This is a genomic window from Helicobacter sp., from assembly GCF_017502485.1.
GTDB lineage: Bacteria > Campylobacterota > Campylobacteria > Campylobacterales > Helicobacteraceae > Helicobacter_B.
Map to the genome: position 1 here is coordinate 1 of NZ_JAFVUX010000031.1, position 23,380 is coordinate 23,380.

Annotated in this window: 26 protein-coding genes; 12 read left to right on the top strand and 14 right to left on the bottom strand. The window is 38.3% G+C overall.

The annotated features are described in order from the left end of the window. Nucleotides 1-299 precede the first annotated feature (299 nt). Entirely contained in the window at nt 300-815 is a 516-nt protein-coding gene (locus tag IKB69_RS06740) for an Hcp family type VI secretion system effector (RefSeq protein WP_290947680.1), read from the bottom strand. A gap of 122 nt (nt 816-937) precedes the next feature. Here IKB69_RS06740 and tssM point away from each other — a divergent pair, with 122 nt between their 5' ends. The 12 genes from tssM to IKB69_RS06800 all read left to right on the top strand — a co-directional run bounded on the left by tssM (nt 938) and on the right by IKB69_RS06800 (nt 11,514). Then, complete coding sequence (gene tssM / locus IKB69_RS06745; protein ID WP_290947682.1) at nt 938-4,492, top strand: type VI secretion system membrane subunit TssM; 3,555 nt, start codon at nt 938-940, stop codon at nt 4,490-4,492. Then, the gene (locus IKB69_RS06750) at nt 4,482-5,378 is read left to right on the top strand and encodes a hypothetical protein (protein ID WP_290947684.1); all 897 of its coding nucleotides are present in this window, start codon (nt 4,482-4,484) and stop codon (nt 5,376-5,378) included. The genes tssM and IKB69_RS06750 overlap by 11 nt, the downstream gene beginning before the upstream one ends. Before the next feature lie 214 nt (nt 5,379-5,592). Continuing rightward, nucleotides 5,593-5,829: a hypothetical protein gene (locus tag IKB69_RS06755; protein WP_290947686.1), complete on the top strand. Its 237-nt coding sequence runs from the start codon at nt 5,593-5,595 to the stop codon at nt 5,827-5,829. Nucleotides 5,830-5,941: 112 nt separating this feature from the next. After that, nucleotides 5,942-6,712 carry a thiazole synthase gene (locus IKB69_RS06760; protein ID WP_290947688.1) on the top strand — a complete coding sequence of 257 codons (771 nt, stop codon included), beginning with the start codon at nt 5,942-5,944 and terminating at the stop codon, nt 6,710-6,712. Between the two features lie 12 nt (nt 6,713-6,724). Further along, nucleotides 6,725-7,873 carry a 2-iminoacetate synthase ThiH gene (gene thiH, locus IKB69_RS06765; protein WP_290947690.1) on the top strand — a complete coding sequence of 383 codons (1,149 nt, stop codon included), beginning with the start codon at nt 6,725-6,727 and terminating at the stop codon, nt 7,871-7,873. Continuing rightward, the gene (locus IKB69_RS06770) at nt 7,863-8,519 is read left to right on the top strand and encodes a thiamine phosphate synthase (protein WP_290947692.1); all 657 of its coding nucleotides are present in this window, start codon (nt 7,863-7,865) and stop codon (nt 8,517-8,519) included. Before thiH ends, IKB69_RS06770 begins: the two co-directional genes overlap by 11 nt. A gap of 260 nt (nt 8,520-8,779) precedes the next feature. Continuing rightward, on the top strand, nt 8,780-8,983 hold the full coding sequence (locus IKB69_RS06775; RefSeq protein WP_290947694.1) for a hypothetical protein: 204 nt from the start codon (nt 8,780-8,782) through the stop codon (nt 8,981-8,983). A gap of 85 nt (nt 8,984-9,068) precedes the next feature. Beyond that, nucleotides 9,069-9,269, top strand: a complete 201-nt coding sequence (locus IKB69_RS06780; RefSeq protein ID WP_290947697.1) for a hypothetical protein — start codon at nt 9,069-9,071, stop codon at nt 9,267-9,269. A gap of 82 nt (nt 9,270-9,351) precedes the next feature. Continuing rightward, nucleotides 9,352-9,954, top strand: coding sequence for a hypothetical protein (locus IKB69_RS06785; protein WP_290947699.1), 603 nt, complete (start codon nt 9,352-9,354; stop codon nt 9,952-9,954). Nucleotides 9,955-10,680: 726 nt separating this feature from the next. Continuing rightward, nucleotides 10,681-10,872 carry a hypothetical protein gene (locus IKB69_RS06790; protein WP_290947802.1) on the top strand — a complete coding sequence of 64 codons (192 nt, stop codon included), beginning with the start codon at nt 10,681-10,683 and terminating at the stop codon, nt 10,870-10,872. A 101-nt stretch (nt 10,873-10,973) separates the two neighbouring features. Continuing rightward, the gene (locus IKB69_RS06795) at nt 10,974-11,222 is read left to right on the top strand and encodes a hypothetical protein (RefSeq protein WP_290947701.1); all 249 of its coding nucleotides are present in this window, start codon (nt 10,974-10,976) and stop codon (nt 11,220-11,222) included. A 133-nt stretch (nt 11,223-11,355) separates the two neighbouring features. Beyond that, entirely contained in the window at nt 11,356-11,514 is a 159-nt protein-coding gene (locus IKB69_RS06800; protein ID WP_290947703.1) for a hypothetical protein, read from the top strand. Between the two features lie 131 nt (nt 11,515-11,645). On the opposite strand, the gene IKB69_RS06805 is transcribed toward IKB69_RS06800, so the two are convergent. The 13 genes from IKB69_RS06805 to IKB69_RS06865 form a co-directional block, all read right to left on the bottom strand. Beyond that, nucleotides 11,646-11,873 (bottom strand): hypothetical protein, encoded by a 228-nt coding sequence (locus tag IKB69_RS06805; RefSeq protein WP_290947705.1) that lies wholly within the window; start codon nt 11,871-11,873, stop codon nt 11,646-11,648. Beyond that, entirely contained in the window at nt 11,860-12,240 is a 381-nt protein-coding gene (gene fliS, locus IKB69_RS06810) for a flagellar export chaperone FliS (RefSeq protein ID WP_150336741.1), read from the bottom strand. The genes IKB69_RS06805 and fliS overlap by 14 nt, the downstream gene beginning before the upstream one ends. A gap of 30 nt (nt 12,241-12,270) precedes the next feature. Next, nucleotides 12,271-14,295 (bottom strand): flagellar filament capping protein FliD, encoded by a 2,025-nt coding sequence (gene fliD / locus IKB69_RS06815; RefSeq protein WP_290947707.1) that lies wholly within the window; start codon nt 14,293-14,295, stop codon nt 12,271-12,273. Nucleotides 14,296-14,343: 48 nt separating this feature from the next. Continuing rightward, nucleotides 14,344-14,724, bottom strand: a complete 381-nt coding sequence (locus tag IKB69_RS06820) for a flagellar protein FlaG (RefSeq protein ID WP_363240353.1) — start codon at nt 14,722-14,724, stop codon at nt 14,344-14,346. A 68-nt stretch (nt 14,725-14,792) separates the two neighbouring features. Next, entirely contained in the window at nt 14,793-16,091 is a 1,299-nt protein-coding gene (locus IKB69_RS06825; protein WP_290947709.1) for a peptidoglycan DD-metalloendopeptidase family protein, read from the bottom strand. Between the two features lies 1 nt (nt 16,092). Further along, on the bottom strand, nt 16,093-16,902 hold the full coding sequence (locus tag IKB69_RS06830; RefSeq protein ID WP_290947711.1) for an FtsX-like permease family protein: 810 nt from the start codon (nt 16,900-16,902) through the stop codon (nt 16,093-16,095). Beyond that, a complete protein-coding gene (locus tag IKB69_RS06835) occupies nt 16,889-17,563 on the bottom strand; it encodes an ABC transporter ATP-binding protein (protein ID WP_290947713.1) in 675 nt (224 codons plus the stop codon). The genes IKB69_RS06830 and IKB69_RS06835 overlap by 14 nt, the downstream gene beginning before the upstream one ends. After that, nucleotides 17,560-18,810: a tRNA (guanosine(46)-N7)-methyltransferase TrmB gene (trmB, locus tag IKB69_RS06840; protein ID WP_290947715.1), complete on the bottom strand. Its 1,251-nt coding sequence runs from the start codon at nt 18,808-18,810 to the stop codon at nt 17,560-17,562. Before trmB ends, IKB69_RS06835 begins: the two co-directional genes overlap by 4 nt. Beyond that, the gene (locus IKB69_RS06845; protein WP_290947717.1) at nt 18,810-20,054 is read right to left on the bottom strand and encodes a hypothetical protein; all 1,245 of its coding nucleotides are present in this window, start codon (nt 20,052-20,054) and stop codon (nt 18,810-18,812) included. Before IKB69_RS06845 ends, trmB begins: the two co-directional genes overlap by 1 nt. Further along, nucleotides 19,984-21,006: an RluA family pseudouridine synthase gene (locus IKB69_RS06850; RefSeq protein ID WP_290947719.1), complete on the bottom strand. Its 1,023-nt coding sequence runs from the start codon at nt 21,004-21,006 to the stop codon at nt 19,984-19,986. Before IKB69_RS06850 ends, IKB69_RS06845 begins: the two co-directional genes overlap by 71 nt. A gap of 3 nt (nt 21,007-21,009) precedes the next feature. After that, nucleotides 21,010-21,690, bottom strand: coding sequence for a hypothetical protein (locus IKB69_RS06855; protein ID WP_290947721.1), 681 nt, complete (start codon nt 21,688-21,690; stop codon nt 21,010-21,012). A gap of 28 nt (nt 21,691-21,718) precedes the next feature. Then, nucleotides 21,719-22,990, bottom strand: a complete 1,272-nt coding sequence (locus IKB69_RS06860) for a tetratricopeptide repeat protein (protein ID WP_290947723.1) — start codon at nt 22,988-22,990, stop codon at nt 21,719-21,721. Then, the gene (locus tag IKB69_RS06865) at nt 22,991-23,377 is read right to left on the bottom strand and encodes a YkgJ family cysteine cluster protein (protein ID WP_290947725.1); all 387 of its coding nucleotides are present in this window, start codon (nt 23,375-23,377) and stop codon (nt 22,991-22,993) included. Between the last annotated feature and the right edge of the window lie 3 nt (nt 23,378-23,380).

Consider the following 23,380-nt stretch of genomic DNA (forward strand, 5'->3'; position numbering starts at 1 on the left):
TGTAAAGTAATCGCTCCTGCATTATTGATTGAGAGTAGATTACTTATACTAGATTGTAATAATACTTTACCTTTATGGATACACTCAAGCTTATCAGATTCTAAGAGTGGATGGAGCATAGGAGTGTCCTTGGGGCTTGATTAGAAGATTGTTTCTAAAAGATACAAGCTACACAACTCGCTTGTGCAGATAAATACTCCCTCAACTCAGGGATTAGCTATCTCAAATTTGCCCACAAGGCAAAGATGACAAGCAAAAAGCTAAAAGCAATCCCTTACAAACGCAAAAAACAAGGGAGACTAAACTCTCGTCTCTCTCCAATCATCACTACCACTTGTTCCAGCAGCAACATGCTCCCAAACCACTTTTCTATAATTGAGAGAAACCTTAAAAAGCTCTGTTTTATCGTTATTGCTCTGTTCTTGCGCATTGGGCATTACAAGACTAATATCTGTAATAATAGCGTCCTCTAATCTTGTTGTAAAATAGTGCTCCTGCCCTCCACTTGTAGAAGTCCTAAACCAATGAACTTCCACAATCGGTAATCTTTCTCCATTTGTAAGAGCGTTATACAGAAGTGGGACAGCTTTATTTAACGAACAAGTAAAAGAAAATGGCTTATGCACTCTTTGCCCACTTGGTTGTCCGCTTTGCGGATCTGTTGGGACAGTTACAATATGAGTGACTTCCTGGGCCATAATTTCATCTTCGTGCCCTAATTGGTAACGATTCCCAATACTTTCTGGTGTCGAAGCACCACTTGAAATAAGTCCTTGGGTAGAGCCTTCAATCCTTATGTAAGCTGGTTGTGCCATTTTGTCTCCTTAATTTTGGTATAATCTAGCCACATTTGGTTTGTGTGACTATGATCCCATTGCACATTGCAATGGTATCATAAAATACAGCAAATTTTAGAAATATGTTAAGGTTTTAGCTAATGTTTAGAAAGATTTTTCATTTTATACGCTCTCCATTATTCCTTATTGCGTTAACGCTTGGATTTTTGGTCATTTTAAGCATGCTGTTTTGGTTTTGGGGCTATTCAATATCCTTTAACGATAACCATATCTTTAGGAATTCATATTTACGATTAGGAATCATATTCACCCTGTGGCTCATTGTCTTTTTATTTTTCTTCCTTAAACCAACCATTAGTTTTTTTATATCGCTCAAAGATGAAAAAAAAGCAAAATTAAAAGCCTTAAACAAAGAAACTAAAGATTCTCTGTCTAGAGCTAAAAGAAATTTTTTTATTGCGCTGCAAGATGCTAGAGAAACTTGGAAACAAAAAATAAAGTTTAAACAATTGCCTTTAGTTATTGTTGTGGGGGAAGAAAGTGCAGGAAAAAGTACTTTTATAAATTATTCCAACATAGAATACCCCTTAAGCGATAGCTTACAATCTTACAAAAAACTTCATCAATCTACAAATAACTTTTCTCTATATGTTTCCAAAAGTGGGGCATTACTTGACACAGAAGGAAATTATTTTTCTCAAGAAAATCTTTTTATCCCCTCAAGTAGTGATGAGCTTCCCGAAGATGATCTAGATAAAAACAAAGAATTTTTGATTAAAAAAAACATTTGGATAAATTTCCTAAATTTTTTAAATCGAAACTTTTTTCATAGCAAACTTAATGGTATAATTTTAGTCATAGACACAAGATTATTTTTAAGTAGCCCTAAAGAATATTCAACAAATATTATTCGATATCTTTCGAGAAGAGTGAATGATTGTGAAAATTCGCTTAATATTAAAATTCCCATTTATGTGGTTTTTTCTAAGATTGATTTACTAGAGGGCATGAAGGAGTTTTTTGGAATTTTTGATGAAAAGATCGCTAATAAAACCCTAGGTCTTAGCTTTAGAGAGAAATTGAACGCCGATACTTTAAATAAAGAGTTTAGGGAGATTAGTCAGTCTTTATTACTTAACTTTATTAATCACAATCACTCTATCTACTCCTTAGAAGATAAAAACAAAATGTATCTTTTTCTCAAACAGCTTGACAATTTATTTGCTTTTGCTAAAGATTTTCTTTTGGAAACACAAACCGAACTAGCATTTAAAAATAACTCTTTATTAAGAGGCGTATATTTTGTGAGTGCATATCAAGAAAACACTCCTAGAAACTTTTTACTTGATAGTGTATGCGAAAAATACAATATCAAAAAAGCATTGGCAAAAGCAAACCCGTTACATAATCAGCGAAGTTATTTTGTAGAATCTTTACTGGAAAATATTATCTTTAAGGATTATTCTTTGAGTAGCATGAAAAATGTTTTTAAAAAGTTTTCAATGTTATTTCTTATATTTACCTTAGGCTTAAGTACTTATTTCTTATCTTCTTATTTTATTTCTAGAAATAAATCAGAAAAAGAAAAAGCGACAAACACTCTCCACGCATTGCAAATTCTCTTAAATGATGTGGATTATAGACAACTCAACATACAAGAAAAAGTCAATCTACTCACAAACTTGAAAAATATTTTAGGTGTTTACCCTGAACTTTCAACAAAGAACAATTTTATGCAGTATCCAAGTCTCAGGATATCATATAGGGGTTTTTTAGAAGCCCAAGAGTTTTACTATAAATTGAATGAAGATGTACTCAAGAATACTTTACTTAAGGAAATGGAATATGTCTTGCAAACTAATGAAAAAAATAAAAGCAATTTGATAAAAACATTATATATGTATAAGTCCTTATTTGAGCGAGAATATTTAAATAAACATTTGCTTAAGAATTGGATTAATGAAAATTGGCAGCTATTGAGCAAATATAATATTTCCAAGGAAAGCTTCTTGAGTGGTGTTGATGATATTCAAAAAATTCATATAGAAGATTTCTATAAAGACCAAAAGAGTATTGAATTAGCGATTTTGACATTGCAAAAAACAACCACAAGAGCACAAAGACTTTATATTTTGTTAAATTTTCTCAATAATGATAAACAAAAGGAAATTTATAGAATCAGGGAAGAATTGGGCGTTGCCGCAAATAGTATTTTTGCAGAATCAAGCAAAATCGCCTCCATAGAGAAATTCTATACTAAAAGTGGGATGATAAGCTTTTTACAAAATTTACATCACAATATAGATGATATGATCAATATAGAATCTTGGATGCTTGAAAATATTAGCAATTTAACAAAAGAAAATAAAGACACACTTTCAATGGATATACTCAAATTATATTTGATAGAATACCAAAACAAATGGGAGGAGTTGCTTTGGTCTCTTGAACCAAAGCAATACGGCTCCAAAGATGCCACTCTCAATCAACTTAGCGTTTTATCCAAAATAGATAACCCGCTATCAACTTTAATCAAAATTGTTACTATCAACACAAATTTAAATGATGTTTTTTTGTTAAAAGAAGCCTACAATACAGGACTCAATACTAATGAGATTAAAATGCACTTTGGTCAGATTACCAATACTTTTAGTCCCTACCATAAACTTATTAAGCAAGATTCATTTTTGAACTCTGGAGTTTCGGCAGTAGGTCTTAGTGCTGATACTGATACAAATATGATGGAAGCCATCGGTTTAGACATTAAAAATATTCACGCCAAAATCGTAGAATTTGATACAAACAACACGCAAAGCGTCGATAATAAAATATCTTATGCATTTAATCACAGACAAGAACAGCATGATCCTTTTGTGATATTCTCCAATGATATTAAGCAACTTCCGCCAGAATTAGAACAATATTACGCTAAATTGTATTTGTATGCGTGGAATCTTATAGAGTCTCGTGGCATCTCATTGCTTAATACTGCTTGGTTTAATGAAGTTAGCACACCTTTTATGAATGAAATTGCACCATTTTATCCTTTCAATACTCAAAGCATACAAGAATTGAGCATGGATGCTTTTAAAAGTTTTTTTGGCAAAAATGGAACTCTCAATAAATTCTACAACAAATATTTGCATTCCGTATTGATCAAAAAAACTAATTCTTACCTTTTAACCACTCAATCTGATGTGAATATAAATTTCTCTAAGAGTTTTTTAGGATTTATGAGAAATGCTAAAAATCTCTCGGAATTAATGCTAAATGCAAATGATAATATAAAAGTCAATTTTACATTACAAAGTTTGGATTTAAGTGCTGATTTCTCTGCGATAGAGCTACAATATAATTCCCACAATGTTAGATATGATCATACTTTAAACTCTATTCTACAAATTATTGGGGAACAATTTAATGCAAATACAAACTTAAGCCTAACGACTTTTGATTACCACAATCCAAATGTAACTCACAATAAGACATATAGTGGAGAATGGGCTTGGTATAGATTCCTACAAGAAAATAGACATAATGGTGCATACAGTATATTTTTTAACAATAATGAAAAGTTGTATTTTGATTTTAAATTGACCAATGGTGCTTTGGAGGTTCAGCAAATTCTTAATATAATTCAACAATTAAGGATTGTAGAATCTGTTACAATAGGAGAAAACAACGATGAACAATGAAGAAAAAATTGGTGTTATTATTGAAAACTTAGAAGAAGCTTTAAGTAAAGATAAAGCATATATATTTGATAGAAATGGAGGATTTATAGGGAGTGATTCACAATGTTCTTTTTGTGTTCAAGATAGAGAAAACAAAATACAGGCTAGGCATTTAAAAATAGGTTTTGATGAAGGGTTTTTTACCATCGCCCCTGTAGAAGATGCTGCTATATTTTATAATGAATCTTTTTCCAGAATGCAAAGTGGCTTTGAGACCATTATCAACAAAGGAGATATTTTTAGAATCTCAAATATTAAATTTCGCTTTGTAGATTATAAAGAAATCAACGAAAATTTTTTAACAAATAAAGAAAAACTTGATAGCATTGAAAAGTGCGACAAAATTGATGAGAATCTTTTAAAGCCTAGAGGTAAAATTCAATTTGATTTTCAAGAAAAAGAAGATATAGAAAGTCTTATAGTAAGTAAAACTGATTATGCTTTCATAGGAGAAAAAATAGTAAATAACTTTTCACATAAAAGCCAAGAACAGAATCCTTTAGAATTTGAGTATCAAAATATTTTACAAACCCTTGATAAGATTTTAAAAGAACTCCAAGCAAATCAAAAAATTGTAAAAATTAATGAGCAATATGAGAAATTAGACATTAAAGATTTTGAGAATATTATCGCCAATATCCCTCTTATAAAATCCACAAAACTCATTAATCTTTTAGCCCTAAGTTTAATCAGTAAAGAGCTGTATAGTCCTATTTTTGAAGAAATGGAAGAAGATATATTTGCCAAATATATTCAAGCTTCTATTCATAGTAGCATTAAAGATGAGCAAGCTTTATTTGAGTATTTAACCATTAAGGCTTTGGAGCAATATAAAAAGAAACATTAAAACTTCTTTGTCCAAATACACCTAATGCAAAAAATGGGTAGTTTTCAATAAAAGCTCTTATTTTGCAAGTTATGCTCACATTTAGCGCACACCGATACGCGTGGCAACTGCTCGCCCCACGAGTCCCCATACATATGAAAGGTGAGTTTTTGTGGTTTTGGTGGGTAAATTTTAGCGTGTGTACAAAATACAAAAATGTAAGATTCTAGCTACTGTGCTTAGATGGAACATTGGAAGTGCGCTGGCTTGTGTTTGCGCAGAGGAGCAGCAAGCCTTGGCTAGCAGTGGTTTTGATTTAGGTAGATTTGGCACGCGCGAGAAGGATCTGGCTTGGCTTGTGCAAAAAATTTGCAAAAGTATTGACAAAGTGCTGGGGATTTTAGCTAGAATTACAGGGATTGAAAAATCGTGCTATTTGAAAGCTGTGCCACTTTGCGCTGATTATGTTTAAGACTTTAGTAGCGTGTGCTTTACATCGCGCTAGCACTTGCTTCACGCCTTAAATATATCACTCTCTTTTTGCGCCCCTATCTTCCACCCTAGAATCTAGCCTCTTTAAGGATATGTCTTTGGAAAATGATGTTTTGCAGATAGGTGGATTTAGCTTCACCAATCGCTTTATCCTAGGATCTGGTAAATACTCTCTAGAGCTGATTGACTCCGCTATCACGCAGGCTAATGTACAAATCATTACCCTAGCTCTGCGCCGTGCCAATCCACAAGGACTAGAAAATATCCTGGATTTTATCCCAAAACATATCACACTTTTGCCCAATACTTCCGGTGCTAGGAATGCCAATGAAGCCCTGCGTATAGCACGCCTTGCTAGAGAAATTTGTGGCGCGAATCTCATAAAAATAGAAGTCATCGCTGATAGCAAATATCTCTTGCCCAATAACTATGAAACTGCAAAAGCTGTGGAACTACTTGCAAATAATGGCTTTACCCCTTTACCTTATATGTCTGCAGATCTCTACGCCGCGCGCGATATGTGCAATGCTGGGGCTGCAGCAATTATGCCTTTGGCTGCACCAATTGGGAGCAATAAGGGGCTATGTGCAAGAGAATTTATACAAATCCTGCTTAATGAAATTGCACTGCCAATTATCGTTGATGCAGGGCTTGGCTCGCCAGCTCAAGCTTGTGAAGCCATGCAAATGGGTGTGGCTGCAGTTATGGTAAATACCGCCATAGCGGAATCTAGCCATATCCCAACAATGGCGCGTGCATTTGCCTTAGCCGTGGAAGCTGGGCGAAGTGCGTATCTCGCTGGACTTGCTCCTACAAGCGTACCCAAACCTAGCTCACCACCTACAGGCTTTTTACGCGATTAGGGGGGAAGAGTTATGCGACGTGATTGTATGACATATATGCCCTTTATGGAGCAAATTGATAGTGATTTATTAGAGCGAGTACTGACAGAAGTTGCACACTATGATGAAGCAAGTTTTGATACAAGTGATATCAAGCGCGCTTTAAATGCTACAAGCCTAAATATAGCACATTTACAAGCCCTACTCTCTCCTGCTGCAGAGAAGTTTATCCACGAGCTAGCACTTAAAAGCGCGCAGGTAAAACGCAAGTATTTTGGCAATAATATTGCCCTTTTTACTCCCTTGTATCTTAGCAATCACTGCTCAAGCAAATGCGTATATTGCGGATTCCAAAAGGGTAATCCAATCGCACGCGCCAAGCTTAGTGAGCGCGAGATCCACCAAGAAATGCAAGCAATCGCACAAAGTGGCTTGCAAGAAGTGCTTATGCTTACAGGTGAGGGCAGAGAGTATGCAAGCGTAGAATATATCGCCAAAGCCTGTGCTATAGCCAAAGAATATTTCAATGTCGTAGGTGTGGAGATTTACCCAATGAATACCGATGAATACGCGCTCTTGCACGAAAATGGCTGTGATTATGTAACGATTTTTCAAGAAACTTACGATCCCCTGCGCTACACTAGAATCCACACTGCTGGGGAGAAATGTGTCTTCCCCTATCGATTTTATGCACAAGAGCGGGCATTGCGTGCTGGATTTAGGGGGGTGGGCTTTGGTGCGCTACTAGGCATTGCAGATTTTCGTAAAGATGCGCTTGCGACTGCACTACACGCGCATTTTTTACAAGCACGCTATCCCCACGCAGAAATTGCCTTATCAATCCCACGCTTACGCCCTATCATCAATAATAAAAAGCTGGGTGCAAAGGATGTGGGAGAGACAAGACTACTACAAGTACTTTGCGCATATCGGCTCTTTTTACCATATGCAAGCATCACGATTTCTAGTCGCGAGCGCAAGGGATTGCGCGATGAATTCATAAAGCTTGGGGCGAGCAAGATGAGTGCTGGCGTATCGGTTGGCATAGGGGGAAAAAATGTGGAGAAAAAAGGTGATGAACAGTTTGATATAGCAGATTCTAGGGGGGTTAGTGAGATTATGGCTATGCTTAAGCAAAATGCCCTACAACCTGTGCTTAGCGATAGCATCTATGTGGGCTAGAGAGATTGTCGCCATCACAGATTCTAGGATCTGCAAGAGTGATTTACTAGAGCACATAGAATTGCTAGCTCAAAGTGATGTTGGTGCGATTATCCTGCGTGAAAAGCAACTAGAGCCTAGCACATATAGCGTGCTGGCTAAACAAGCCTTAAAAATATGTGCTGGCACGGGGGTGGCGTGTGTTTTACACTCTTTTGCTCAAGTAGCCAAAGAACTTAGCGCGCCTGCCCTACACTGCCAAAGCAATCAAATTGTGCATTTACCACACTTACGATCGCACTTTCGTACGCTTGGAATCTCTGTGCATAGCATAGAAGAATACCTAGCTGCTAGGAAATGGGTGGATTATGTCATTATCGGGCATATTTTCCAAAGCTCGTGCAAAGTAGGCGTGGAGCCAAAAGGGCTAAAGCTACTAGAATCCATCATCACCCTAGAATCTAGCTTTGTAAAAGCAGATTCTAGGGATAAGCCTGCACTACAAGGGCTTTATGCTATTGGAGGCATTACACTAGAGACCTTACCGGCTTTAACAAGTATGCCAATTTCTGGAGTATGTATGCGCCAAGCACTTATGCAAACAGCAGATCCAAAAACATATATTAACAATGCCAAAGCCACCCCCTATTATTTACATAAGATGTAAAGTATATATTGACATAATTATGTAAAAGCACCACAATCAAGTAAGAAAATCAAGGCAAGTTAATGACAAACCAATAAAAGTAAGAACACTTGCAACAATACAGTCCAAACAAGTCAAGCCCCTCTGAAGCTACTAAGAGAGTGGCTAAAAGAAATTGAAATTCGACTTGTAGATTTGGTAGATTTTTTTAGGAATCTCTCGCCCAACAATATATAAATTCATACAAATGTATGAGACAGGACTATAAGGACAACATAGAGTTGAAGTTGCTCAAAATTTTTGATTTTGTGATGACTGAAAAAGGGTTTGATAAAAGCAAAGCGATGAGCTATATCGTAGGAAATCTCGTGCAGCCAAAGACAAAAAGCACGCGAGATAGAATCCAAATCATTGCAAATCTTTTGAAAAAGGATAATAGCGTGAAAATAGAGTTCATTAATATGGTGACACAACGCAGGTGCTAGACCCCATTTTAGAATATTTGCTAGAGTGCCAAAAGATTCTAGCAAAGAATAAAAAAGCATTAAACGAAGAGGGAGAGGAGCAAAAATGAATACGCGAAGCATAGTGTTTGAGAATTTTAGGAATCTAGGCATATTAGATTCTAAGCAAGAAAATCTTAGCAATAAGTTGCAGCTAGGTTCTAATGATGGAGGGCATATTGGTAGATTATTAGTCCTACTTGGTGGTAATGATGGAAAAAGTAATGTGCTAGATGAGTTAGCTAGTTTATCGCAATCCAAATTATAAGATAGCAACAAGCCAGATTATCGCGGATATAAAGAAGAGCCAAAGCTAACACTTAGAGTATAAAATCACAGATTCAAAGATATTGGAAGCGATAGCAGAATCTACAAAAAATACGCAAGGGCAAGATATAGACTCTAATTTTTCGGGTAAAACTTTTAGGATATTTTTTACTGAAGGTAGCCTAGAAAAGGGCGCGGAACTTAATGAAAGCGATACACAAGAGGAATATTGTGAATTTATCCAAAATATGTTTGAAAGCTCTCAAGTATATGGAATCTATGGCTATGATGAAGTGGGAGACAGGAAAGAAATCCGCCTTATCTTGCCAGAACATAATCGTATGCTACTTTGCAGTGTAGATCAAGGTGGCAAGGCATTAAAGTGTTTTAGTGCCTTGCAGAAAAAATACAATGAAATTAAAGACAAAAACAGAGTAATTAAACTTGCCTGTAAATTTGTAATTAGCGATACTAAAGCACCTGAAGATTGTGATAATGCAAAAGAATTACGAGAGTTTTTAAAGGGAAAGTTTGAAAAAGCAAAATCCAACCAAACAGAATCTCAATCAAGCATTAGTGCTTCACAAGTAAAACCATACATTTTTAGGGCAACACTAACACCTAATAGATTAACAACAAATTTGCCAAAAGAGTTGGAAACATATAGGGTTTATGATACCAAATGAGCAAGAGAACATATGAAAAAATGCCTTAAGTATAAACAAGCACGCATATTCAAGTAGCATATGCAAAAAAATGGAAAATATAGAATCTACTATCAAAGGTGATACAACATTTAAGGAGTTGCAAAATCACTATAAGACCTTGCAAAATATGGTGGAAAAGATTGTTATCTCAATAGAGATTCAAACCTACAAACCCTCTTGTAAATACCAATTGAACGCTTCCAAAAAGATAGACAAAGGCAAAAGGATAGAGATATTATTAAAGAGCATTTTGATATTGCATTTTTGCCCAACATCGTGCTATATAAAGAAAATACAATTGCCAAAAAGGACTTAAAAGTAAAGCTTAGCAAGTTCAATCAATCAAGCTTTTTTCAAGTGCTTTTTACAATCTTGGATAGAGAAACGATGATACAAAAGGCTTATAAAAAGATGATGGGACCATCACACCACCACACAAGATGAGATTAACGAGCTTTTTGACACGCACAATCAATAAACGCTTTAATGATTTGATTGCTTGGAGCGGTCTGTTTATAGCTTTCATATTAGGCTAGATTCTAGTGCTGTAGAGCTAAGTAAAGGAAAAATGGCGATACTATCAATCTGGAGCGACAAAACACAGGTTTTAGAAAATTTTTCAAATCTCTTTTTTAACTTTTTATATAGAGATAAGTTGGCAAGGGCAATATTGTTCTCATTGATGAGCCAGAAAATAGTCTAAGCATACCCGCCCAAAGAGAATTACGAGAGTTTATAAAAGATTATGACAAGAAAGGTGGTGTTTTATTTATCATCGCTACACACTCGCCCTATATGCTAGATATTACTCATCTTAATGAAGTGTGGATTATAAAGTCATTAAACTCTTTGGAGCCTAATGAGATAGAACAATCCAAAAGGCTCACTCATCATTAATGACTTCTCAATGCTAGGGCGATATACTTAATGATATACGCAAAGCATTAGGGACAGATATTAAACTTGATGTAAGTAATCTTGTATTTGTAGAGGGTATTATGGATTACAACATTCTAAACGCATATAGCCAGATTTATGACTACAAAGATTCTAATAAGCTTATATTTTTGCCTCTTAGCGGACTTGGTGGCAAGGGAGATACAGAATCTAGCGATAAAAATAATAAAGAACTAATGCTGAACAAAGACAAAAAGTACAAAACATCGCTTTTGCAAAACACTGCGTATCCACCCCATTTTGCTAGTAGACAATGGCAGAGCAGGACAAGCTATGAAAAAAGGTATTGAAGGTGAATAAAAGTTTAAAAGCAAACTTTCAGTTATTACGCTTAAAGATATTTTTAAAAATGCAAGTGGCAACATAAAAAAATAATGTCTATGCCATAGAATCTTTTATTTAGTGATGAAGATAGAGAGAAGTTTGGCTTTGGATACTCGCAAAGAAAACAAGCAATCAAGTATTATCTCAAGCGCATTTAAAAACACAGAGAATCTAAAAGACAAGCCGGAAGACAAAAGCAAAGAAAATTTTGATAAACTATTTGAATATCTTATTGGGTTTAAACATACTGATGCTTAAATAGTCCCGCAAACATTTGCTATGCCCAACCAAGATTTACACAAATATTCGATACCACGCTTATCTGCCAAATATATCGCGCCTATAACCCTTATCTACAACAATTGTCCAAATAAATTTGTATGTAGCAGTTATGAATTAATCTCTATGAATTTTTTTGCAGCTTTTATTTGTAACATTTGTATTCTAATATGGCTCTTTTCCTCTTCAAGCAAGTCGAGTACCTGAGCGATAAGCTCCCTTGCTTGGAGCATTTCCTCTATATCATCAAAGCTCTCGGGAAGTGTCTGTATATGCGCAAATGCCTTTTGTGTGTCTTTTTGGATAATTGCGACCTTTAGGCTATCAAGCCAGCTCATTTTGGTGGATCTCTCTCCAAGCTTCAAGCAAGCCCTTTGCTACATTGATAACAATATCAATTTTTTCTGCATTATCTTCGACATTCGCTTGGGTAAGCAACTTGATTTGGTGCGTATAAAGCCCCGTGAGATAAGTAGCTACCTCGCCACCTCTCTCATAATCTAGGACATTAAGTAACTCTGTGAAAATATCTGTTACACGATTGATATAATAGATCTTTTTTTCAATATCTCCCAGCTCCATATGTCGCTTTGCTTGTCCGCAAAAACGCAATATCCCTTCATAGAGCATCTCAATCAATTTAGCGGGAGACTCCACGGAAATTTCGTTGTGTTGGTAGAGATTGTAGGCATTGCTTCTCATAATTATCCTTTCCTAATGAGCTACTTCTTCAAGCTACTTTTTAGCAACAGACTGATCGATCATCATCTGCACTGAGCCAAAGGCATTTTTCGTCTTTGCAATTTGGCTGTCATAAGCCGCAAAACGACTGGCCATCGTCTCATAGCGTGTATCAAGCAAATCCGTCGCACTTTTCTTGTCTTTTTGTAAGGCTTTGGCATCGCGCTCTAACGATGAGCCAAATGCTTCAAGCCTTGAGTTACTACCATCGGCTAAAGTAGCTAAAAATTTATCAATTTTTGCAAAAACACCATCAATATGTGTCTCTCTTCCGGATATCTCTTGCTTATCTCTGCCATAAAACAACTCTTCCGTACCCTTTGGGTCAGCACTTATCGCACTTGCAAGCATAGATTCATCTAAAAACATCACACCCTTATCATTAAGCGTGATGCCATAATTCACAAGACTTGCAAGCTTGCCATCAACAAGCTCTGAATAGCTGATCAAAGAATTAAGCGAAGATCGTATCGTGCGTATGTCACTCACACCATTAAACACCCCAGCAACACTCGTATCCTCATCATAGCGTGTTGTCTCATTAAGCTTAGGGACTAGCTCATTATAAGCTTTCACAAATTCTTTCACCTGCTCAATAATATTTGCATCATCTCGTCCTATGCTAATAATCGCTGGCTTGCCCGGCTCCGTTGTTGACTGCAAACTCATTGATACGCCACCTACGACATCATTAATCTCATTAGTAGGGCGTGAAATTTGCGCACCATTATAGGAAATAAGCGCATCTTGTCCTTGCTGAATGTTTTTGATTTTAAACAAGCTATTTTGCAGTTTCGTATAGCTCTGCATAGTTCCAGACTTCAATCCAATAGCTTCTATAGCTTGCTTACCTGCATCATCTTGTGCGCTAATTTTGATTTCACCTACTTCTGAGCTTAAAGTAAGCTTCCCAAAACCATCAGTGCTAGCATGCATCCCTGCGATATTTTCTATGGCTTGTGCGATGATTTGGGCATTTTGCTCGCTAGTATTTTTATCTTTAGTCATCTTAGCAAGATCTAGTGGCACACTACCAATCATCACGGTCCCACTCAGCTTGCCCGACTTCACCATCTGCCTAGATTCTATAAGTGGCTCTTGCTTTGCCTGTCCATCGCGGAAGCCAAGCGATCCAGCTTGCGCGCCCTCCACACTTACGCCATATCCACGCAAATCATTGATCACAAGCCCCCTGCCATCTTTATCAAGCCCTACATTAATCTCTGTATCAAGCAAATCTTTTAGCTCATCATTAGACTCTATGGCTTCTCTTATCGCCTCTTTGACAGCTAGAGCACTATCTCCCGAGCCATCTGTCTTTAACTTAATATCCAAACTTTGCTCATTACCATTACTATCTGTAAGCTTTAAGGTCAAATCACCCTCACCCAAGCTCAAAGCACCAACCGGGATATTTGTCGTTAGCGTTGTGCCAAAATAGATTCTACTTTGATCCCCCATACCTTTAGAATTCATCATAAGTTGATAGGGCTTTGATCCGCCTGTCTTCATAATGATGCCCATAACCTCGCCATTTGTCTCATCAGTAATAAGCTGTGCAACATCACCTAGACTCATGCCACCCTTAATATCAATCTTATAGCTTCTACCCTGTGTATAGAAGCTAAGACTTACATCATTCTCGCTAAACACGCTATCCCTACTCTCAAATTTCCCGCCAACCTCATTAATATCACCCTGAGCTAGCTGATGCACATCAACTTTAATATCTTGTATAGGTACACCGCTTGCAACAGTTGCCTTAATTGCATCACTATTGACATTGGTTGTGCGCCCTAGGTAAGAAGAATAGTCTGCAAGAGTTTTTGTAGGTGTGCGTATAGCAGATACTAGCGTCTTAATCTCTGCGAGCGCGGTTTGCTTCTCAATATTTTGCTCCATTTTCCGCTCTATTGGACGAATCATTGACTTTTCATCTGCTTCGCGCAACTTGTCAATGACATCATAGCTCAACACTCCGCTACCAACTCCCAATGAGTTGATCCTACCTACTGCCATTACTTATCTCCCACGATTCTTAGCATAGCATACCAGCTAGAACCTAAACTATCCTCTTTTATCGAAGATCAGCCCAACTACTTCATGCATTTTTTTTGTAAGCTCAATGGCTTCTTTGCTTGGGATTTCTCGGATCACCCTACCACCATTGTTTGGGTCTTTCACCGTTACAACAAGCCCACCAATATCATCATTGTAACTGAAATTAATATCAGCACCAATATGCTCCATTTTCTTGTTGATCTCTTTTGCTGTATGCACTAGCTCGCCACGAGTATACACATCATCACGATGGGTATGAATAGAGCTTGCAGCGCGCATATTAGACGCTTGGATAGAATCCTGCCTATATGCCTGCCCTGCACTATTAACCATACCATAAAGTGTATTTTTAATAGAAGAAATTTGGTTTGTATGCACCTCTGCCATAATAACCTCCTTGTGATTTTAGCTTAGGTGATACTACTATCGACTATTTTGTAAAATGTTTTAACAAATTATTTACTTTTTGCAATAACTTCGATTGGATCGATATGTTTGTCTTTTTGTGTGATTTCTAAACCAAGTCTCTGAGAAACCCTACCAATTGTATAACCCTTTTTAACAACAAAGCCCGGCTTAACTGTCGGCGCGATTTTATCAAGCTGAGAGTAAATGGTATAGGTCTCATTGCTGTGTTCAACAATTACAACCTTTTTGAGCACAGGGGCTTCCTTAGCATAAACAACCTTGCCATCAAGGATATTATATACGACGGCATTGGGCACCTTTGAAAGCAGCGTGATCGACTCATTAAACACCTTAAGATTATAAACTGGGTCAAAATAAGGTCCAAAATTCTGCTCAATCGTGTAATATTCCAGTGGCGCAATGGTCTTTGCTCCAGCGTATTTGATAACTGAGACATTCTTATAGCTATTTGCAACTTGTACAATGTTGAGATTGTTTTTTTGACTTTGTTGCTGGGCGGGGACTGAGTCATTTTCTTTAGCTTGTTTTTCTTCTTTTTCTTTCTGTGCTTTTTGTGCTGCTAGCAACGCTTGTCGCTGTCTCTCTAGCTCCTTTTGTCGATCAGCTTTAATGATATTTAGATGTTGCAATATAGAATCTAGCCCTTCGCGCTCTTTGGTGATTTGGATAAGTTTTTGATTGTAGTCATTTAGCTCGGCTTGCAATTTGTCATTTAAGAGTTTTTGCTCATTAATCATTTTTTGTAGTTGCTCTTTTTTGTTTTGTTGCGTGCCTATGAGAGTTGTGATCTCATTGATATTATGTGTAATGAGTCCAATTTGATCAGTAATCTTTTTTTGCTTGTCACTTAGAGCTAGAATCTTGCTCTGGCTTTGCTTGGTTAAAAGATCAAATGCTTCTTCAAGCATCACATCATCTGGGGATACGGCACTTTGTTTATCTAAAACAAGCCAGAATGACAAATCCTTGATAATAATATTGGCAATGTAAGCTTGTATCGCACTCTTTTCGCTCTCTAATGCCTGCAAGGTTGTGCGTAGCGACCCCAACTTTTTCTCTTGGCTTTGATTTTGGCTTTGATTTTGGCTAATACTTTTTTGCAAAAACACAATTTGCGCACGCAGGGAAGCGACCTGCTTCTTGCGCGCATTAATCGTATTGCCGAGCGAGCTTAGGCGCGATGAGATTTTCCGCTCTTCTTTGGCTTTTTCCTCTAGCTTCTGCTTATTGGCGTGGATGTCCTTTTCTATATCTTCGAGCTTTTTGGGTGCAGCAACTAGATATACAGGTAAGAGTACACACCAAAGCACAGATACAAAACGCATTTTATACCGTTCTCTGTAGGCTAATTGCCGCAAATACGCAAAACAAACAAGTGCCAATCGAGGCTACAAGTAAAATCCCAAAATCACGCAAAAAGCTAAACACCTCGCCGCTCACTTCTAGTGCCTCCATCATCTCTCTAGCAGCAGCTGTCGTAGAAAAATACAAAAACCCAACACTCACCACAATAGTCGCGATAACGGCATCATTAATCGCACTCTTAAGCAAGAAACTATTTCTCATCCATAAACTTGCCCCCAAATAATTCATAATTTGCATACGCTTACTATGCTCAAAATGCCAAATTCGTATTTGATCAATCATCAAAAGCACACTAAGCGCTGCCAAAATAATCGCGAAAGTCTGTATGCTAAGCTTGACCAAAAACAGTAGGCGATAGGCTTGGTTATGCGTCTTGGCAAACGATTCTGTCTTGATGATATTTGGGATTTTGTTTAAAGTAGATTCTATGATATTAAGTCGCCGTTGATTAGGGAAAGAATCAAGCTTTAAAGTGTAGTAAAGAGATAATTCCTTTTTGATGTTTTCAAAATCTTCATTATTCATATTGGAGCGGATTTTATCTAGAATAAAGCTTGGATCAATCAGCTCAAGCGACGAAGCTTCTGGGATGTTTTGCTGAATAATTTCAAGAGAGAGCTTTTTTTTACTTGCAATCACAATAGAGTAATTTTGCAAAAGCTTGTCTTCCTTACTGATAATCGCCCGACTGATAAGCAAAAAGCTCTCAAGACTAAAAAGTAACGCAAGTAGCGGTAGAATCAAAAAAAAGTGCTGTTTAATGCTGTTCATAAATACTATTCCTTTCTCGATCGATAAACAAATGCCGATAGGAGATATTTGTGCGTACAGGGACGCGGTGGGTAACAACCACGATAGTAATGTCAAGTTGCTCATTTGCGCTTTTTAGCAAGCTCCAAATCATATCACTAGAAAAATCATCAAGATTCCCTGTGGGCTCATCAGCTAGAATCAAGGTGGGACGATGAGCAATAGCGCGCGCCATAGCCACACGCTGCTGCTCCCCACCACTTAGCTCTAGTGGATATTTAGTTGCCTTATGCAAAAGCCCTATATGCGAAAGTAGTTTTTCTGTCTGGGCTTCGCAGGCGTCTTTTTTGTAGCCGTTAATAAACATAGGTAGTGCAATGTTTTTTTCGACATTCCACTCTTCTATAAGCTTATAATCTTGAAAAACTATGCCGATTTTTTGTCGCAAGCGAGTGATGTTTTTGTCTTTATGTTTAGTAAGATTAACATCGCATACGCTAAGATTCCCACTCATAGGAGCTAATGCCCCATAGAGTGAGCTAAGTAGGGTGCTTTTGCCACTGCCACTAGGTCCTGATATGAAAACAAAGTCTTTGTGGTTAATGGTAAAGTTTGCATTAACAATGACAGGCTCTTCCCGCTGGTAGCCTAGCGTAAGATTGTTTGCTGTAATGATACTCATAGTTTCTCCAATATGTTAGTAAACAATTCGTGTGCTTGTGCATTGGCTTGGTTCTGGAGTGGTGGCTCTGGGAAATATTGCCCTTGATACTCAAACGCATCTGCTATCTCAATACGCTCTAACACAACCAATCGCGTGCAAGGGTATTGAAAATCCCCAAAATGTACCAAAAATGCCACCCTATCTTGCGCTTTTGAGATAAAAGCATCATATACACATAAAAAACCTTGCGCAAAACGCCTCTTCTCCCACAAGTGGGCAAAACAATCGCTACTAGCTTTTGCTAAAATGGATTTTACCAATTTTTTATCAAATCCAAATGCATATTTTTGCCCAATCTCGTGGGAATCTCTCGGTGAGGTTTTTGCATTTGGTGTGATTGTGATAGTAAAAATATCCTTCTCCTGTGCAAGCCATCTTGCTTCATATTTACTCGTTATGGGCTGCTTGGCGTTTATCATGTGCGTAGAACTAGCGTATTGATTATCTTGTGCCAAAGCTAACACATCTTCAAAATATTCCCTATCATCGGTACGAAACTCCAATGAACCTGCTTGCTTAAGCACCCGCATTATCTCTTGTAGCAATACATCATTTAGCACGCGGCGTTTTTTCGCACTATTCCAAGGCACAGGAAAGTGGATAAACATCTGCTCCACACTATCGCTTATAGCAGCGTGTAAAAACTGCCTTGCATCAAGGCAAGATATATAAAGGTTCTCTAAGCCTAGAATCTCAATCTGTCTCAGCACTTGCTCAACAGAAGGCGTGTGTATCTCCAGCCCTATTACAAGTGCATCTCTATGCTCCTTAGCTAAATGCACAATATGCCTGCCACTACCAAACCCTATCTCCACAAACACTTGACTATATGTGTCTTGACTGGATTCTAGTAGCCCAACCATCTCCCCTTCGCTTAACAAAAATGGACTATCAATATCTTGCTTAAGCGCGGTGTGTGCTAGATTCTCTTGCAATACATCATAATGCTTACTTAAGGCTTGCAGAGCATTTTTAAGTAAGCCACTTGGTATAGGGCGCAGACTTTTAACCCCCTTTAATAGCACATCATTTGCACGCCAAATCTCATAAACAAAGCAGAATCTATGTTTATTTTGATACACATAAGGCATAGCAATAAGAGAGACGCTGCTAGATCTTATACTATAAAGCTTATAAGCATAAGGGCTAGAATCTAGCTTGGAAGCACTAGATTCTAGTCGTTTGCGAGCAATAAAGTGTGGCATTATCGTAGAAGTAGCTCCACTTCTTTGCTTGGCAACGACTCATTGCCATCTCCATCAACAGAAACGACTTTATAGATATACCGTTTACCTTTTTGCATTTCTTTATCAGTAAAGCTATTTTGTATCGTATTACTAAAGCGCAATAAGTTACCCAAACGTCCTTCATAGCGATATACTGCATAGGCTTTTACGCGCGCATGATTGATAATCTCCCATTCGATAAAGGCGTGGCTATCCTGCATCTGTCCTTTAGTGATAACCGGTGTAGGTGGAGGTGGGAGAGTCGCACCTTTAGCTGCACCATTTGGCAAATCACTTGCGACATCATTATCATCAATTGCGCGCACTTTATAGAATAGCTCTACGCTATCTTTACCTATTTTGTGTGTGTAGTAGGTTTTATTGACTTGCACAAGGGGCTTATATGCGCTATCAAGTGCATCAGCGGTATAAATCTCATAGCGGTTAATATCAGGGACAGCTTCCCAGCTTAGCTGAATGTTTTTGGCTAGATTCTGGCTTGCTTGAATTGAAGTGATTGTCTTTGGCTTTTGTCTTGTAGATCCCTGTATCTCCGCGCTTGGACGAGAATTGACCCCATTTAAATCTTTAGCGATAATACGATAAGTGTAGTCTTGCGCATCAGCTAGGTTCTCATCAAAATACTCCACAAGCAAGCGGTTTTTAACTGTAGCGATATTGAGAAACACACCAGCCGGATTCTTGCGCTGGATAATGTAGCGCGTAATGCTAGGGTTTGGGTGAGGACTCCAAATGAGCTTGATTTTTTTGGCATAGTCTTTTGAAGCAAATACCCTTTCAACAGGATCAATAAATGATGTCTTCACAGTAAGAGGCTTGGTCTTTTGTGAGATTGCATTATCTACGCCAAGTGTGGCAATTTGGAAAGAGTAAGAGGTCTCTGGCAGAAGAGAATCCACAACATAATGCGTGACATAAGGGTTCTTAATCGTGGCAATTTTTTTACTATTATTGGCATTGTTTTGGAAGATAACAAAGCCTTTAATCACATTTGGATTTGGCACCCTATCCCACTCTAGGGCAATAGAGCTCACATCAGCTATGGTGCGTATCTGTGGAATCATAGGTAAATTTGGGTCAAGCTTTTCTTGCGAGCCCAAAAACCCTAGGGAAGTGCTTGTGCTGCCACAACTACTTAGCCCTATAAGCAGTATCCCACTGATTAAAAGCCTGCACAATAGCATCTTGCCTAATGGCTTCATCAAACTCCTTTGCCCCAAAAATCTGTGCACATTGTAGCATATCTCCAAAAATCTCAGCGCGAAAAACCATCTGCTTACGCGTGATAGGATGTGCAAGATAGAGTAAGTATGCGTGTAGCTGGACACGACACCCTAGCGTACCTGCATAGCCATAAAGCCTATCCCCTAAAATATGGCGATTGATACTTTCTAAATGCGCGCGGATTTGGTGTGTGCGCCCAGTGTAGAGCTTAATAGCAAGCAGCGAAGTCTCTTGCGTATTAATAAGCGGGATAAAGGCACTTTGCGAGAATCTAGCGGAAGAGACTCTCAGTCCCATAGCATCGATATTTGTCATTTTTAGTCGGTTATTTGGGTGACGCGCTAGGTTGCAAGTGATCATTCGCGACTCTTTAATTGGTTTATCAATTAATGCCAAATAATACCGCCCCATACGACGATCTTTTAGCTCTTGGCTTAAGTAAGCGTGCGTGGCATTTGTCTTAGCAATGGCGATTGCCCCACTTGTCTGCTTATCAAGTCTGTGTACAATCCCAGCCCGATGCGTACCACTTAGTGTAGAAAGCATCACCCCTTGCGCTTGTAGCCAATCCACCAAAGTCTCTTCTTTTACACTTGGCGCGCTATGGACGACAAGATTTGGGGGTTTGTTTAAAATAAGTAGCTCTTCATCTTCATAGATTCTAGCAATCTCAAGTGGTGAGATTTTCGGAGCAGATGGCTTGGAGTCTTGCACTGGTAGCGTAATATGCAAGATCGTATCTTTTGTAAGCTTAAGCCCACTTTTTTGGCTCTTTATGCCATTGTTTTGAACATATCCTTGCTTAATAAGCTCTTGCGCTTGGCTGCGTGAGATATGTAGCCCTTGTGCCACACACTCATCAAGCCGCACACTAGGAGCAACTATGTTAAGGTTGCGTGTGCTTGTATCGCTAATAATAGTAATGTCCATATTCTACACTTGCATACACATAAAATCTGCACTTGTACTTGTGCGCTTAGGGTCAGTTGTAGCCACATAGTGGCAGATGCATTTGGATTTTGGTAGCAGTGTGGCAAACTCATCATACACACCATCATCGATAAAAAAACCTTCCGTCTTTGCTAGCACAGCTTGTTTAATCTCCTTAAGTGTTGCAATGACACAAAAACTCATACAATTTAGCCTAAATGCAAACTCTAGCAACACCTTATGTCCTCTACTACTAGAATCTAGCATCACTCCATCAGCACCATAGACAACTGCTTGCAAGATTTGATATGGGTCAATAAAGCAGTCCTTTAATATAATTAGCGCGGTGGTGTAGTGGCGCAGATACCCTATACACTCTAGCCCCTCTCCACTAGGATTAGCATTAGAATCTCGCGCCATATCTAGCACGATGATTTGTGCCTTATGTGCGTGTATGTGGGCAATTATAGATTCTAGCTCATCAAACACAAAACCTTTCACAAGCACAGCACATGGGGAATCTAGCGTGGGAAAAACCTCCTTAAAGCGTGGCGGATAGGGGTTATAGGAAAGCGATCGTCCAAGCAAATCAAAGGGTAAAAACTCTTGCTCACGCTGGATTCTATAAGCAAGCGCGGAAGTAGATTCTGGCACACTTGTAGAAAATCTTTGAAAAAGTCGCATAATCACATTCATTGAGATTCTCTCACTTTCACTTTACCTGCTCCTTGCACACTCCTTGGATCTGGTAGCTATGTACACGCAATTCTGGGTTGTTTGCGATTTGGTCTTTTGGGATTTGTGCAAATGCCTTAAGCGCACGGTCACAATCACCAAGCTTATAATATCCCCACGCTAATGAATCGATATAGGCGAACGCATAAGGCTCAATCACTAAAGCCTTTTTCACATACTCTAAGCCACGCTTAATATCCATCTCATAATCAATCAACAAATAGCCATAAAAGTTATAAAAAAACGCATCCTGTGGGGTTTGTTGCTGATCTTCTTTACGCACTTGGGCTTGGCGCAGGGTGATTGCCTCATTAAGCTTTTTGGCGACAGATTCTGCTAGCTTGCGCGTGGGCTGCTCTTGCGCGCTAAACTCATAAATCGCCTCTAACGCTAGAAATTTAGGATTCTTGCTTTGGGCATAGATATGCCCGGCTTCTTTTTGTGCTTTATGATAATCACCTTGGGCTACATACAAATCCAAAAGCAATCCTTGATCAAACGGAAAGGACTGCGCAATGCCATGAGCTTCTTGGAATTGCTTTAGTGCAATAAGCACGCGCATAAGATTCATAGCATTGGGGATTGTGGGATTTTTGGTATAGATTTTTTCAAAGACATCTTTTGCAAATTCTAGGGCGCGTAAATCCGCGTAAATCCCAATTGATTCCTCACAAAATTTGTATTCACACCCAAAGCTCAATAAATGCTGGGAGAGAAGCCCCAAAGCTTTTTGCTCTTGCTTTTGCACAACAAAGATTAAAAGAAGTTTTTTGAGAATCTCTGTATGATGTGTTGCTTCATAAATGCTCTCAAAGATAGGTTGCGCTTGCTTTGGGGAGTCTCTAAGCATATACATATTACCCAGCACTTCGCCCACTTCATTACTAGGCTCTTGCTTGTAGATTCTCTCTAGCACTTTGATAGCCTGCTCTATTTGCCCATTTTGCGTATAAACATCAGCGAGAATTTTGTTGATAATAAGATCTTCATCATTACCACTAAGCTTGATATACAGCTCTGCAAGTAGCAGTGCAGACTTTGTATCGCCCTTGCCCATCGCCGCTCGGGCTGCAAGCTTGGCATAATAAGGCTCTTTTGTGTCTTCAAATAGTGCAATAAACTCATCAAACGAAGTAGCAAAATCGCCGTGATATAAGCTATCGGCACCATTAAGCAAAGCCGCATCTTCTCTACTATCAGCATACACTAGACACATAAGCAATAAAGCACTACACAAAACTCTCATCATTTATCCCTGTGTTTGCTTAACAACTCCGGGGCAAAGTGCGCAAAGCTCTGTAAGCTCACTTTTTGATTGAAACCCCTCCCAAAATGGAAATGTTCTACACTGGGCTGGGCGAGTTTCATAGATCCCACACTGCTTTTTTTGTGTGTCAAAAAACACACACGCAAAGCCATCTTCATAGGACTTTTCAATGAGCGAAAATCGGTAGCCAACCTTTTTGACATAGTGTAGAACAAACTTCTCAAACTCCACCCCCAAAAATGCGGCAATGGATTCTACTTCTTTGAGCGTGAGAAAGATATAGCCACTCTCACCCACACAACACCGCCCCCCACAGCTCTTGCACGCAGAACCATCAAACCCAAAATCAAAGCCTGCTTTAGTGGTCATAGT

Coding starts and splice junctions, on each gene's coding strand:
- IKB69_RS06740 (WP_290947680.1), bottom strand. CDS start 815: ATGGCACAACCAGCTTACATAAGGATTGAAGGCTCTACCCAAGGACTT.
- tssM (WP_290947682.1), top strand. CDS start 938: ATGTTTAGAAAGATTTTTCATTTTATACGCTCTCCATTATTCCTTATT.
- IKB69_RS06750 (WP_290947684.1), top strand. CDS start 4,482: ATGAACAATGAAGAAAAAATTGGTGTTATTATTGAAAACTTAGAAGAA.
- IKB69_RS06760 (WP_290947688.1), top strand. CDS start 5,942: ATGTCTTTGGAAAATGATGTTTTGCAGATAGGTGGATTTAGCTTCACC.
- thiH (WP_290947690.1), top strand. CDS start 6,725: ATGCGACGTGATTGTATGACATATATGCCCTTTATGGAGCAAATTGAT.
- IKB69_RS06770 (WP_290947692.1), top strand. CDS start 7,863: ATGTGGGCTAGAGAGATTGTCGCCATCACAGATTCTAGGATCTGCAAG.
- IKB69_RS06780 (WP_290947697.1), top strand. CDS start 9,069: ATGAATACGCGAAGCATAGTGTTTGAGAATTTTAGGAATCTAGGCATA.
- IKB69_RS06795 (WP_290947701.1), top strand. CDS start 10,974: ATGGATTACAACATTCTAAACGCATATAGCCAGATTTATGACTACAAA.
- IKB69_RS06805 (WP_290947705.1), bottom strand. CDS start 11,873: ATGAGCTGGCTTGATAGCCTAAAGGTCGCAATTATCCAAAAAGACACA.
- fliD (WP_290947707.1), bottom strand. CDS start 14,295: ATGGCAGTAGGTAGGATCAACTCATTGGGAGTTGGTAGCGGAGTGTTG.
- IKB69_RS06820 (WP_363240353.1), bottom strand. CDS start 14,724: ATGGCAGAGGTGCATACAAACCAAATTTCTTCTATTAAAAATACACTT.
- IKB69_RS06825 (WP_290947709.1), bottom strand. CDS start 16,091: ATGCGTTTTGTATCTGTGCTTTGGTGTGTACTCTTACCTGTATATCTA.
- IKB69_RS06830 (WP_290947711.1), bottom strand. CDS start 16,902: ATGAACAGCATTAAACAGCACTTTTTTTTGATTCTACCGCTACTTGCG.
- IKB69_RS06835 (WP_290947713.1), bottom strand. CDS start 17,563: ATGAGTATCATTACAGCAAACAATCTTACGCTAGGCTACCAGCGGGAA.
- trmB (WP_290947715.1), bottom strand. CDS start 18,810: ATGCCACACTTTATTGCTCGCAAACGACTAGAATCTAGTGCTTCCAAG.
- IKB69_RS06845 (WP_290947717.1), bottom strand. CDS start 20,054: ATGAAGCCATTAGGCAAGATGCTATTGTGCAGGCTTTTAATCAGTGGG.
- IKB69_RS06850 (WP_290947719.1), bottom strand. CDS start 21,006: ATGGACATTACTATTATTAGCGATACAAGCACACGCAACCTTAACATA.
- IKB69_RS06855 (WP_290947721.1), bottom strand. CDS start 21,690: ATGCGACTTTTTCAAAGATTTTCTACAAGTGTGCCAGAATCTACTTCC.
- IKB69_RS06860 (WP_290947723.1), bottom strand. CDS start 22,990: ATGATGAGAGTTTTGTGTAGTGCTTTATTGCTTATGTGTCTAGTGTAT.
- IKB69_RS06865 (WP_290947725.1), bottom strand. CDS start 23,377: ATGACCACTAAAGCAGGCTTTGATTTTGGGTTTGATGGTTCTGCGTGC.